The organism is Streptomyces sp. NPDC002845 (genome assembly GCF_053591955.1).
On the sequence record NZ_JBSFUU010000002.1, the window covers coordinates 95467 to 107227 of the forward strand.

Consider the following 11761-nt stretch of genomic DNA (forward strand, 5'->3'; position numbering starts at 1 on the left):
GCCGGTCTCAGAGGGCGTCGGGGCCGCGCTCGCCCGTCCGGACGCGGACGACGGTCTCCACGGGCAGCGCCCAGACCTTGCCGTCGCCGATCTTGCCGGTCTGCGCGGCCTTGACGATCGCCTCGATGGCCGCGTCGGCGTCCGCGTCCTCGACGAGGATCTCGATGCGGACCTTGGGAACGAGGTCGACCTGGTACTCGGCGCCGCGGTACACCTCGGTGTGCCCGCGCTGACGGCCGTAGCCGCTTGCCTCGGTGACGGTCAGGCCGTGCACGCCGACTTCCTGGAGGGCGGTCTTGACCTCGTCGAGGCGGTGCGGCTTGACGATGGCGGTGATGAGCTTCATGCCTGGGCCTTGGCCTTCTCGGTGGTGGGGACGGGGGACGGGGACACGGACGACAGGGGCGACATGGATGACACGGACGATACGGATGACACGGACGACGTGAGCGGGGAGCCGTGCCCCAGAACTCCGTGATCGTAAGCCGTCCCGGCGTGCGCCGTAAGGGCCGCGGCGGTGTGCTCCTGCTTCTCACCCGCACGGAAGCCCGTCGCTGTTCCGGGTGCTCGCCCAAGGTGTGGTTCCCGGTCGCGGTGCAGTGGCGCTCCGGCGATCAGGGACAATGGGCGCCATGAGCGTTCGTAGTCAGTCATCCGAGCCGTCCGAGGGCGGGGGCACCTCCCACGCCATTGAGGCAGTGGGGGAGCACCGCGCGGGCTTCGCCTGTTTCGTGGGCCGCCCCAACGCGGGCAAGTCCACCCTCACGAACGCTCTGGTCGGCCAGAAGGTGGCGATCACCGCGAATCAGCCGCAGACGACGCGGCACACGGTGCGGGGGATTGTGCACCGGCCCGACGCCCAGCTGATCCTGGTCGACACCCCTGGGCTGCACAAGCCGCGCACGCTGCTGGGGGAGCGGCTGAACGACGTCGTGCGGACCACCTGGGCCGAGGTCGACGTCATCGGTTTCTGTCTGCCGGCGAACGAGAAGCTCGGGCCCGGTGACCGTTTCATCGCGAAGGAGCTGGCGTCCATCAAGAAGACGCCGAAGATCGCGATCGTCACGAAGACCGACCTCGTGGACAGCAAGACGCTCGCCGAGCAGCTCATCGCCATCGATCAGCTCGGCAAGGAGCTCGGGTTCGAGTGGGCCGAGATCGTGCCGGTGTCCGCCGTCGGGGACAAGCAGGTGGATCTGCTCGCGGATCTGCTGGTGCCCCTGCTGCCGGAGGGGCCCGCCCTCTACCCGGAGGGTGACCTCACGGACGAGCCCGAGCAGGTCATGGTGGCCGAGCTCATCCGCGAGGCCGCGCTGGAGGGGGTGCGGGACGAGTTGCCGCACTCCATCGCCGTCGTCGTCGAGGAGATGCTGCCCCGCGAGGACCGGCCCGCCGACAAGCCCCTCCTCGACATCCACGCCTTCGTCTACATCGAGCGGCCCAGCCAGAAGGGCATCATCATCGGCCCCAAGGGCAAGCGGTTGAAGGAGGTCGGAATGAAGTCGCGGAAGCACATCGAGGCGCTTCTGGGTACGCCGGTCTTCCTCGACCTGCACGTGAAGGTCGCCAAGGACTGGCAGCGGGATCCGAAGCAGCTGCGGCGGCTGGGGTTCTGACGGGCCGGGTCAGAGTGGGACGACCCTGACCCGCCGACCGCAGAGCTTGGTCATGTCGTCGACGTCCGAGGTGAGGATCGCGACGGGCCCCGGCTGACGGAGGGCCGCTTCGGCGACGGTCGCGTCGATGGCGTACTTGTGGCCGTGCAGGCCCGCGTCCTTGAGGAGCTTGGCCGCGGCTTTGGCGGTGTGTTCGGTGACGGGCTCGACCTTTATGCGGGACAGAGCCCAGTTCAGGCGGGGCATGCTGGTGCCGATGTGGGTGACCTCGATGATGGTGTTCGCCGACACGACGAGGTTCGCCTCGGAGGTCACCCTGAACAGGGCGGCGGTCTTGCGGTCCTGAGCCATCCAGGCCGAGAGTCCTTCGGAGCCGAGGACGAGGGTAGCGATCGAAGTCACGCGGCTTCCTGCTTCGAGGGGGCGGTTCCGTGGAGTCGAGCGAAGGCCTCGGCCAACTCCTCCTCGGTAAACGCTCCATGCTCCTCCTCGTAACGCCGGAGATCTTCGGCCAGCAATTCGCGTCGAATCCTGGCGGCAAGGGCTTCTGCCGCGAACCCGGAGATGTTGTCGGTGAGCTCACGCGCTGACTCAACAAGTTCCTCAGGCACTGTGATGGTGATTTTCTTGGTGACCATGGGGCAACCATACCGCGATACAGCCGCCGCTGTCCCGGTCTTCAGTCCACCCCCCGAATCCGCCCCACCAGCACCGCCCCCGCCACCCCGATCAACGCCGCCACGAGGTAGAGGCCACGGTATCCGCCCAGGTACATCACGATCGGCGCCGCCAGGGCCGGGGCGGCGACCTGGGGGAGGGCGTTGGCGACGTTGATGACGCCGAGGTCCTTGCCGCGGTCGCGGGCCCGGGGCAGGACGTCGGTCATCAGGGCGAAGTCGACCGAGGTGAAGACGCCGAAGCCGATGCCGAGGAGGGCGGCGGCGAGGATCGTGGCGGGCCAGGTCTGCCAGGCCGCGATGATCGCCGTGGCGGCCGCCATCAGGACGCCGGACCAGATGACGAACGGCTTGCGGCGGCCCACCCGGTCCGACCACACCCCGCTGACCACGACCGTGGAGAGCAGGGTCACCGCGTTCACCGCCGTGAGGATCAGTACGCCCTGCTCGGGGTCGGCGTGGTGCAGGCCGTCTCTCAGGTAGTAGAGGAGGTACAGGAGTCCGAGGGTGTTGCTCAGGTTGATCAGGAAGCGGGTCAGCCAGGCCCAGCCGAAGTCCGGGTGGCGGCGCGGGCTCAGCCAGAAGCCGGACAGGAACCTCCGCCAGGACCACACCGGGCGGGCTTCCGGCGGCAGCCGCAGGTCCCGGTGGCGCATGACGTACGGCAGCACCCCCACCACCGTGAACACCGCGCACGCCGCATAGCCGCCCCCGACGCCTCCCGCGACCGTGGCCAGGCCCGTGCCCGCGACCACGCCGAGGATCTGCGCGGCGCCCAACCAGCCGCCCACGGAACCCCGTTGGAGCCTGGGCACCCGGTCGGGCACGGCTGCCGTGACCGCCGCGTAGGCCGCGTTCAGCGTCAGCTGGACCAGGCACCAGCCCAGAATCATGGTCCACAGCCCGCCCGCGCCCGCCAGAAGCAGCAGCGACAGGGCGCCGCCCGACGTCCCCGCCACGATCCAGGGCGTACGGCGGCCCCAGCGGGCCGTGGTGCGGTCGGACAGGGCGCCGAAGAGCGGGTTGGCGAACAGGGACACCACCGCGCCCGCGCCCGTCACCCAGGCGAGCATCGTCTCCTTGGACATGCCGGTGCCGGGTGCGAAGTCCTCGGCCTGGGAGGCCAGGAGGATCTGGAGCGGGCCGTACCAGCCCACCCAGATCGCCCCGTTGGCGAGGCCGAGCGCCGCCGTCCAGCCCCGGCCGACCGGTTCGACGGGCTCGGTGAGCGCGGCCGGTGGGCGGACGGCGTCGGCCGCCGTCATCTCTGGGCCCGAAGCATGTCCTTCATCCAGCTGTACGAGGCCTTCGGCGTCCGCTCCTGCGTGTCGTAGTCGACGTGGACCAGGCCGAAGCGGCGCGCGTACCCCTCCGCCCACTCGAAGTTGTCGAGCAGCGACCACACGAAGTAGCCGCGGATGTCGACGCCTGCCTCCAACGCCCGGTGCAGCGCCCGGACATGACCGTCCAGGTAGGCGATGCGCTGCTGGTCGTCGATGCCCTCGTACGAGCAGCCGTTCTCGGTGATGACGACGGGCGGGAGGCGGTCGCCGTAGCGCTCGCGGTAGGCGACGAGCAGTTCCGTCAGGGCCTCGGGGGCCACCGGCCAGCCGAAGTCCGTCACCGGAAGGCCCTCGATCTCCTGGACGGAGAAGGGGAGTTCGGCGGGCATCGTCACACCGCCGAACTCGATCTCCGTGCCCCGCGGCGCGCCCACCTTCGTCGGCGCGTAGAAGTTGATCCCGTACCAGTCCAGGGGCTCCCCGATGATCTTGAGGTCCACCTCGATGCCGTCGGGCCCGCCCGGCATCAACTCGCCGATGCCGTCCGGGTACTGGCCGAGGAGGACCGGGTCGGCGAACAGGCGGTTCAGCAGGAGGTCGTAGAACTCCGCCGCCTCCAGGTCCGCCTGCTCCCGGGACGCCGGCCAGGTCGGGCCGTGCGAGTTGGCGATGCCGATGTCCGTCGCTCCGGCCGCACGCAGGGCCCGTACGGCCAGGCCGTGCGCCAGCAGCTGGTGGTGGGCGGCCGGGAGCGCGTCGAACAGGAGCTGCTTGCCGGGGGCGTGGGTGCCCAGGGCGTGGCCCAGCAAGGTGTGTTCGGCGGGCTCGTTGAGAGTGATCCACTTGGTGACGCGGTCGCCGAGGCGGTCGGCCACCACCGTCACGTAGTCGGCGAAACGGGACGCCGTGTCGCGGCTCAGCCAGCCGCCCGCCTCCTCGGCCGACACCGGCAGGTCCCAGTGGAAGAGGGTCGGGACCGGCCGTACGCCCGCCGCGCACAGCTCGTCCACCAGACGGTCGTAGAAGTCGAGGCCGCCGGGGGCGTTCACCCGCGGCCAGGCGATCGAGAAGCGGTACGCGTCCACGCCCAGGTCGCGCAGGAGGCCCACGTCCTCGCGGTAGCGGTGGTAGTGGTCGCAGGCCACCGCCGCCGTCGAGCCGTCCTTGATCCGTCCGGGCTCGGCCGAGAAGGCGTCCCAGACGGAGGGCTCGCGTTCCTCCACGGCCCCTTCGATCTGGTGTGCGGAGGTCGAGACGCCCCACAGAAAGTCGGCCGGGAACTGGGGTATCGGGTTCGTCGTCATGCGCCGGATCATCCCGTACCACCGGTAACGGAAGTCAACGGGCAGGCGTGAACAACCGGTTACGCGCGTAGTGGCGTTCGCCTCACGCCCCTTCCTTGAGCACCTTCGTGATCAGTGTCCGCTGCTCGTCCGTCAGCCGGGGGTCCGAGCAGTACACCGTCTTCTCGTCCACCGTGATCTGGTAGCTGAAGCCGTCCGGGACCCCGATCGGGGGCGTGCCCCGGCCGTCCGCGACCGCGCGTTCGACCAGGGCGTGCCACTCCTGGGCGTCGGGCCGCCCCGAGGTGTCCACCTCGGCGTGCCGCTCGATGCCCGCGAATCCACCGGTGCGCCGTACCTGAATACGCATGGTTCCTGTCTAGTACGGAACTACAGGGTGCGCACCCCGACCCGCTCCCACGCCTTCAGTACGGCCTGGAGCTCCTCGCTGCCGTCGCCGTACCGTGCCTTCGCGGCAGCGGCGGTCAGCGTGGCGAAGTCGGTGAACATGGCCTGGGCCTTCAGCTCGCCGCCGGTCAGGACGTCGTACCAGATCTGCCCGGCCCGCTCCCAGGCGTGACCGCCGAGTGCCTGCGCGGCCAGGTAGAACGCGTGGTTGGGGATGCCGGAGTTGATGTGGACGCCGCCGTTGTCGCGGCCGGTGCGGACGAAGTCGTCCATCGTCGCGGGCTGCGGGTCCTTGCCGAGGACGTCGTCGTCGTACGCCGTGCCCGGAGCCTTCATCGAACGCAGGGCCACACCGGTGACGCGCGGGGCGAGCAGGCCCGCGCCGATCAGCCAGTCGGCCTCGGCGGCGGTCTGGCCGAGCGTGTACTGCTTGATGAGGGCGCCGAAGACGTCCGACATCGACTCGTTCAGGGCGCCGGGCTGGCCGAAGTAGGTGAGGTTGGCCGTGTACTGCGTGACGCCGTGGGCGAGTTCGTGGCCGATGACGTCGATCGGGATGGTGAAGTCGAGGAAGATCTCGCCGTCCCCGTCGCCGAACACCATCTGCTCGCCGTTCCAGAAGGCGTTGTTGTAGTCGCGTTCGTAGTGCACGGTCGCGTCGAGCGGCAGCCCGTTGCCGTCGATCGAGTCGTGCTCGTACGCCTTGAGGAACAGGTCGAAGGTCGCGCCGAGGCCTGCGTAGGCGCGGTTGACGGTGGCGTCCTGGCCGGGCTCCTCGCCCTCGCCGCGCACCTTGCTGCCGGGCAGGGCGGTGCCGTGTCCGGCGTCGTAGACGGTCCGCTGCGGCTTGCCGGCCTCCGCCCCGGCGGCCGCGGCGATGGACGGGGCGCCGACGACCGTGGTCAGACGGCGGTGGGTGCGCTCGTAGGCGTCGCGCTGGAGGGTGCGGCGGGCGGGATCGGCGAGCGCGGGGTCCTCGGACTGGGCGAGCTTGTCGAGGACGTGTGGTGGTACGACGGTACAGAAGACGGGCTCGTGGCCCCCGTTGGTCGTCATGCCCGCACGATTGCACTCCGTTAGGGGCGTGTCACTAGGGGCGACCTTGATTGGTGAAATGTGGGCGTATGGGTTGCGTGGACCGTCGCCGCTGTGGGGGGTGGTTCAGGTTGAGTGGCGGCTGCGGGCGCGATGGGGTTGCTCGCGCCCACGCGGCGGAGCCGCACAATGTCACAGCCCCGCGCCCCTTCAGGGCGCTCCATCTCGCCTTTTGTGGCATTGCGCACCTTTTTTCCCGTGTGCCCCCGCAATCCCGCATACTGATACAGCCCCCCGCACGGAACAGGACTCGGCTACGCTGCGGAGCATCATGCGTTTCGGGCTGCTTCTCCTTAGCTGCCGCGGCGAGGGCCTGTAGTCGAGGCCGACTCCCTCCCCGCGGAGCTTGGCGTTGCGTCGTCGGCCGTCCTTCCGGACACCAATGAGGAGCCCGAAGCATCATGGCGAAGAGCCAGAACCGCCAGCAGCCCACGTCCATGCCGGTCCACAAGTACCGCGGCTACGAGCAGGTCGACATCCCCGACCGTACGTGGCCGGAGCAGCGGATCACCAAGGCCCCGCGCTGGCTGTCCACCGATCTGCGCGACGGCAACCAGGCACTGATCGACCCGATGTCGCCCGAGCGCAAGCGCCGGATGTTCGACCAGCTGGTCAAGATGGGCTACAAGGAGATCGAGGTCGGCTTCCCGGCCTCCGGGCAGACCGACTTCGACTTCGTGCGCTCGATCGTCGAGGAGCCCGGTGCCATTCCGGACGATGTGACGATCTCCGTGCTGACCCAGGCCCGTGAGGACCTGATCGAGCGGACCGTGGAGTCGCTGAAGGGCGCCAAGCGGGCCACCGTGCACCTGTACAACGCCACCGCGCCGGTGTTCCGCCGGGTCGTCTTCCGTGGCTCCAAGGACCAGATCAAGCAGATCGCCGTCGACGGCACGCGGCTGGTGATGGAGTACGCGGAGAAGCTGCTGGGCGCGGAGACGGAATTCGGCTACCAGTACAGCCCCGAGATCTTCACCGACACCGAGCTGGACTTCGCGCTGGAGGTCTGCGAGGCGGTCATGGACGTCTGGCAGCCGGGCCCGGGCCGCGAGATCATCCTCAATCTGCCGGCGACCGTGGAGCGCTCCACGCCGTCCACCCACGCCGACCGCTTCGAGTGGATGGGCCGCAACCTCTCCCGCCGCGAGCACGTCTGCCTGTCGATCCACCCGCACAACGACCGCGGTACAGCGGTCGCGGCGGCCGAGCTGGCGCTGATGGCCGGCGCCGACCGCGTCGAGGGCTGCCTGTTCGGGCAGGGTGAGCGCACCGGCAACGTCGACCTGGTCACCCTGGGCATGAACCTGTTCTCGCAGGGCGTCGACCCGCAGATCGACTTCTCCGATATCGACGAGATCCGCCGTACGTGGGAGTACTGCAACCAGATGGAGGTCCACCCGCGCCACCCGTACGTGGGCGACCTGGTCTACACGTCCTTCTCCGGCTCCCACCAGGACGCCATCAAGAAGGGCTTCGACGCGATGGAGGCGTCCGCCAAGGAGCAGGGCAGGACGGTCGACGATATCGAGTGGGCGGTGCCGTACCTGCCCATCGACCCCAAGGACGTCGGCCGTTCCTACGAGGCGGTCATCCGTGTCAACTCGCAGTCCGGCAAGGGCGGTATCGCGTACGTCCTGAAGAACGACCACAAGCTGGACCTGCCGCGCCGGATGCAGATCGAGTTCTCCAGGCTCATCCAGGCCAAGACGGACGCCGAGGGCGGCGAGGTCACCCCGAAGGCCATCTGGGCGACCTTCCAGGACGAGTACCTGCCCAACCCGGACAACGCGTGGGGCCGTATCCAGGTACGCGACAACCAGTCGACCACCGACACCGGCGGCGTGGACACGCTCACCGTCGCGGCCGAGGTGGACGGCGTGGAGACCACGCTGGTCGGCACCGGCAACGGTCCGATCTCGGCGTTCTTCCACGCGCTGCAGGGCATCGGCATCGACGCCCGCCTGCTGGACTACCAGGAGCACACGATGGGCGACGGCGGCGCCTCCGCGCAGGCCGCCTCCTACATCGAGGTCGCCATCGAGGACAAGGTCCTGTGGGGCATCGGTATCGACGCGAATACGACACGCGCCTCGCTGAAGGCCGTCGTCTCCGCCGTCAACCGGGCGGCCCGCTGACCGCCTCCTGACCGGGGATTCAGGGGTCCCGTCCGCCGTTCGCGGCAGGCGGGACCCCGTCGCTTACCGGCCAATCCGCCGATCGGGAACTCTTAGGGACCGTCCGGGGTACTGACTCCGCATCGCCCATGTGGCTAACATCACGCAAGCGCGGCGATGTTGCCGCGGCGTTACGGAGGTGCGACGTGCTGCACGGACGGGGACGGGACGGCCACCGTGTTCGAAGGGGCCGTTTGTCGCGCGTCCTGGGCACACGGACCGCGTGGACCGGCGCCGGGGACGGCGAGTTCTTCTGCCCAGGCTGCGGGGGCGACCGCAACTACCAGCGCCTGATCGGACGCCGCCGCTTCACCGTCGTGGGCGTTCCCCTCGTCCCGCGCGGCGAGACGGGCCCCGTCGTGGAGTGCGCGGCCTGCCGCCGCCACTTCGGCACGGACGTCCTCGACCACCCGACCACCATCCGCTTCTCGGCGATGCTCCGCGACGCCGTCCAGACCGTCGCGCTGGCCGTCCTCGCCGCGGGCGGCACCTGCGCCCGTACGTCCCTCGCGACCGCCGCCACCGCCGTCCGCTCGGCCGGCTTCGACGACTGCACCGAGGACCAGCTGGGCGCGCTCGTCGAGGCGTTGGCCGCCGACACCGGCCGCATCCTCGGCGAACCCTGCGGTGCCGGCCTCGCCATAGAGCTCCACGAGGCCCTCGACCCACTGGCCCCGCACCTCGCCCCCGCCGGCCGCGAGTCGATCCTCCTCCAGGGCGCCCGCATCGCCCTCGCGGACGGGCCGTACACCCCGGCCGAACGCGAGGTCCTCACGACCGTGGGCGCCGCCCTCACCATCGGCGCGGACGACGTGACACGGCTGCTGGCGGCGGCGCGTACGCCGTCGTGACGTCGTCCTGACCGCGCGCGGGCTCGCCGCAGGGGTTTCGTCGCGTCTTCCACATTTCACAGAAACTCAAAACGCGCCTGAGTGGCGTGATGCCGACCCCTGGGGCGAGCTTTTTTACTCGCCAGTAGCCATCGGCGTTCGTTCGGCGCGGATCTCGTCGTCCGTGCTCGGAGTCGTTCCGATCTGAGCGGTCGGTCATCGAGCGTGCGTCGTGGGTGGCCGAAAATCACTCACGTGCTCCCGGTCCAGGGGAATTATCCGGCCAACGGAAACGCGTTGACCATGCGGCGTGACTCATGCAAGGATTTTTCGAGCGGCGGTCATTTCACCTTCAACAACTTTTGTGCGGAGTCGCGGAAGCTGTTTGTGTGGACCGTCCGGCCACGGGGGAGGGGGAAGCGCAGATTGCGTATGCGTGCGTGCCGATCGCGGCGCGGAAATTCTGACGGCAGGCATGCCGTATTCCATCGGACTGTCCATTTTCCGGGTTTCTCTGTGTGACTCACGCCGTGTCCTCGCGGCGATCCCTCAATGTCCCTCAGTGTGTGTGAACCTCGTACGGCTCGGTTTGTTGTTGTCCCGGCATTGAATGAGGCTGTGAATGCTTGAGCACGAGCACGCGATGTCGTCCGGAAAGGTCGCGACCCTCGACGGCATCCCCTTCGAGACGGTCGTCGACGCGTTACGCGCGCACGCGGATCGTATTCCGCGCGACCGGCTGTTCACCGTCCTGCCCGACGGCGAGGAGGAAGAGCAGCCGCTCACCTTCGCGCAAGTCGACACCAAGGCGCGGGCCGTCGCCGCGAGCATTCGCGCGCAGGTCGAGCCCGGCTCCCGCGCGCTGCTGCTGTTCGCCCCCGGCCAGGACTTCGTCATCGCCTTCTTCGGCTGCCTGTACGCCGGTGTCGTCGCCGTCCCGACCTACCTCCCGCACCCCGCGCAGCGCGCCCGCGGACTGCTCCGGCTGGCCGGGATCGCCGAGGACGCCCAGCCCGCCGTCATCCTGACCACCTCCGACATCCGGGCCTACGTCGAACCGGCGGCGGGCGCCATTCCGGAACTCCAGGAAACGGCCTGGCTGACCACCGACACGATTCCCGACACGCGAGCCGCCGCGTGGACCGCCCCGGAATTGACGCCGGACTCCGTCGCCCTGCTGCAATACACGTCCGGTTCGACCGGCCGACCGAAGGGAGTGATGGTCACCCACGGCAACCTCATTCACAACATCGGGCTGATCTGCCGCTCGCTCGGCCTGGACGAGTCGTCCGTTTATGTCGGATGGCTTCCGCCCTATCACGACATGGGCCTGATCTCGATGATCATCCTGCCGGCCGTGACGGGGATCCACTCGGTGACGATGCCGACCGTGGCATTCCTGCAGAAACCGGTACGGTGGCTGCGCGCGATCTCGAAGTACCGGGGCACGGTTTCGGCGTCCCCCAATTTCGCGTTCGAGCTGTGCGCGCGGAAAACCACCGAAGAGGACCGCGCGGCACTTGATCTGTCGTCCTGGGCCGTCGTGTGCAATGGCGCCGAGCCGATTCGGGCGGATTCCATCGACCGGTTCTGTACGGTCTTCGAGTCGTCCGGATTCCGGCCGGAGACCATGCGTCCTGTCTACGGACTCGCCGAAGGCACCCTCATGGTGAGCGGCACGACGACGAGCGAGCCGCGGATCCTCCGCACCTTCGACGGCGGCGACCTCGAACGCGGGACCGCCCGCGGTGTGCCCGAGTCCAGCCCCGGCGCCCGCGTCCTCGTCGGCGTCGGCGTCAGCCAGGGCCTGCGGGTGGCCGTCGTCGACCCCGAGCGGCGCGTGGCCTGCCGCCCCGGTCGGGTCGGTGAGATCTGGGTCGCGGGCGAGAGCGTCGCCGTCGGCTACTGGCAGCGACCCGACCTCAGCGAAGAGGTCTTCGGGGCGACGCTGAGCGACAGCGGCGAGGGCCCCTTCCTGCGCACCGGCGACCTCGGCTTCGAGACCGAGGACGGCCTGTTCGTCACCGGCCGCATCAAGGACGTCATCATCATCGACGGCCGCAACCACTACCCCCAGGACATCGAGCGCACCGCCGAGTCCGCGCACCCCGCCGTCCGCCCCGGCTGCGTGGCCGTCTTCGGCGTGGACACCGGCGGCGAGGAGACCGTCGTCGTCGCGGCCGAACTCCGCCGCGGACAGGACGAGACCGACCCCGCCGACGTGGCGGGCGCGGTACGGCGCGCGGTGATGCAGGAGCACCGGATCGCCGTACGGGACGTCGTCCTACTGCCGGCCGGAGCCCTGCCCAAGACATCCAGCGGAAAGCTCCAGCGCCGGGAGTCGAAGAAGGAATACCTGACCGGCCAGTCACCGTGGAACGGAAAGTACTGAGGT

Annotated in this window: 11 protein-coding genes; 4 read left to right on the forward strand and 7 right to left on the reverse strand. The window is 69.3% G+C overall.

The annotated features are described in order from the left end of the window. Positions 1–7 precede the first annotated feature (7 nt). The gene (locus tag ACWD3C_RS01665; protein ID WP_451138914.1) at positions 8–346 is read right to left on the reverse strand and encodes a P-II family nitrogen regulator; all 339 of its coding nucleotides are present in this window, start codon (positions 344–346) and stop codon (positions 8–10) included. 277 nt (positions 347–623) lie between these two features. On the opposite strand from ACWD3C_RS01665, the gene era reads away from it, so the two are divergent. Further along, the gene (gene era / locus ACWD3C_RS01670; protein ID WP_451138916.1) at positions 624–1616 is read left to right on the forward strand and encodes a GTPase Era; all 993 of its coding nucleotides are present in this window, start codon (positions 624–626) and stop codon (positions 1614–1616) included. Positions 1617–1625: 9 nt separating this feature from the next. On the opposite strand, the gene ACWD3C_RS01675 is transcribed toward era, so the two are convergent. From ACWD3C_RS01675 to ACWD3C_RS01700, 6 genes are all read right to left on the reverse strand, one after another. Then, on the reverse strand, positions 1626–1967 hold the full coding sequence (locus tag ACWD3C_RS01675; protein WP_451139216.1) for a DNA-binding protein: 342 nt from the start codon (positions 1965–1967) through the stop codon (positions 1626–1628). Between the two features lie 47 nt (positions 1968–2014). Then, on the reverse strand, positions 2015–2254 hold the full coding sequence (locus tag ACWD3C_RS01680) for a type II toxin-antitoxin system CcdA family antitoxin (RefSeq protein WP_451138917.1): 240 nt from the start codon (positions 2252–2254) through the stop codon (positions 2015–2017). 41 nt (positions 2255–2295) lie between these two features. Then, entirely contained in the window at positions 2296–3558 is a 1263-nt protein-coding gene (locus ACWD3C_RS01685; RefSeq protein ID WP_451138919.1) for an MFS transporter, read from the reverse strand. After that, positions 3555–4892: a GH1 family beta-glucosidase gene (locus ACWD3C_RS01690; protein WP_451138921.1), complete on the reverse strand. Its 1338-nt coding sequence runs from the start codon at positions 4890–4892 to the stop codon at positions 3555–3557. Before ACWD3C_RS01690 ends, ACWD3C_RS01685 begins: the two co-directional genes overlap by 4 nt. A 70-nt stretch (positions 4893–4962) precedes the next feature. Then, the gene (locus tag ACWD3C_RS01695; protein WP_451138923.1) at positions 4963–5229 is read right to left on the reverse strand and encodes a protealysin inhibitor emfourin; all 267 of its coding nucleotides are present in this window, start codon (positions 5227–5229) and stop codon (positions 4963–4965) included. A gap of 20 nt (positions 5230–5249) precedes the next feature. Continuing rightward, complete coding sequence (locus ACWD3C_RS01700; RefSeq protein WP_451138925.1) at positions 5250–6323, reverse strand: M4 family metallopeptidase; 1074 nt, start codon at positions 6321–6323, stop codon at positions 5250–5252. 440 nt (positions 6324–6763) lie between these two features. On the opposite strand from ACWD3C_RS01700, the gene leuA reads away from it, so the two are divergent. The 3 genes from leuA (at position 6764) to ACWD3C_RS01715 (ending at position 11758) form a co-directional block, all read left to right on the forward strand. Beyond that, positions 6764–8497 (forward strand): 2-isopropylmalate synthase, encoded by a 1734-nt coding sequence (leuA, locus tag ACWD3C_RS01705; RefSeq protein WP_451138927.1) that lies wholly within the window; start codon positions 6764–6766, stop codon positions 8495–8497. A 185-nt stretch (positions 8498–8682) separates the two neighbouring features. Continuing rightward, positions 8683–9387, forward strand: a complete 705-nt coding sequence (locus tag ACWD3C_RS01710) for a TerB family tellurite resistance protein (RefSeq protein WP_451138929.1) — start codon at positions 8683–8685, stop codon at positions 9385–9387. A 601-nt stretch (positions 9388–9988) separates the two neighbouring features. Then, the gene (locus tag ACWD3C_RS01715; RefSeq protein WP_451138931.1) at positions 9989–11758 is read left to right on the forward strand and encodes a fatty acyl-AMP ligase; all 1770 of its coding nucleotides are present in this window, start codon (positions 9989–9991) and stop codon (positions 11756–11758) included. Positions 11759–11761: the final 3 nt, after the last annotated feature.

What these genes read in the sequence shown, in the direction of transcription:
- ACWD3C_RS01665 (WP_451138914.1), bottom strand. Translation starts at nt 346, where the DNA reads ATGAAGCTCATCACCGCCATCGTCAAGCCGCACCGCCTCGACGAGGTC.
- era (WP_451138916.1), top strand. Translation starts at nt 624, where the DNA reads ATGGGCGCCATGAGCGTTCGTAGTCAGTCATCCGAGCCGTCCGAGGGC.
- ACWD3C_RS01675 (WP_451139216.1), bottom strand. Translation starts at nt 1,967, where the DNA reads ATGGCTCAGGACCGCAAGACCGCCGCCCTGTTCAGGGTGACCTCCGAG.
- ACWD3C_RS01680 (WP_451138917.1), bottom strand. Translation starts at nt 2,254, where the DNA reads ATGGTCACCAAGAAAATCACCATCACAGTGCCTGAGGAACTTGTTGAG.
- ACWD3C_RS01685 (WP_451138919.1), bottom strand. Translation starts at nt 3,558, where the DNA reads ATGACGGCGGCCGACGCCGTCCGCCCACCGGCCGCGCTCACCGAGCCC.
- ACWD3C_RS01690 (WP_451138921.1), bottom strand. Translation starts at nt 4,892, where the DNA reads ATGATCCGGCGCATGACGACGAACCCGATACCCCAGTTCCCGGCCGAC.
- ACWD3C_RS01695 (WP_451138923.1), bottom strand. Translation starts at nt 5,229, where the DNA reads ATGCGTATTCAGGTACGGCGCACCGGTGGATTCGCGGGCATCGAGCGG.
- ACWD3C_RS01700 (WP_451138925.1), bottom strand. Translation starts at nt 6,323, where the DNA reads ATGACGACCAACGGGGGCCACGAGCCCGTCTTCTGTACCGTCGTACCA.
- leuA (WP_451138927.1), top strand. Translation starts at nt 6,764, where the DNA reads ATGGCGAAGAGCCAGAACCGCCAGCAGCCCACGTCCATGCCGGTCCAC.
- ACWD3C_RS01715 (WP_451138931.1), top strand. Translation starts at nt 9,989, where the DNA reads ATGCTTGAGCACGAGCACGCGATGTCGTCCGGAAAGGTCGCGACCCTC.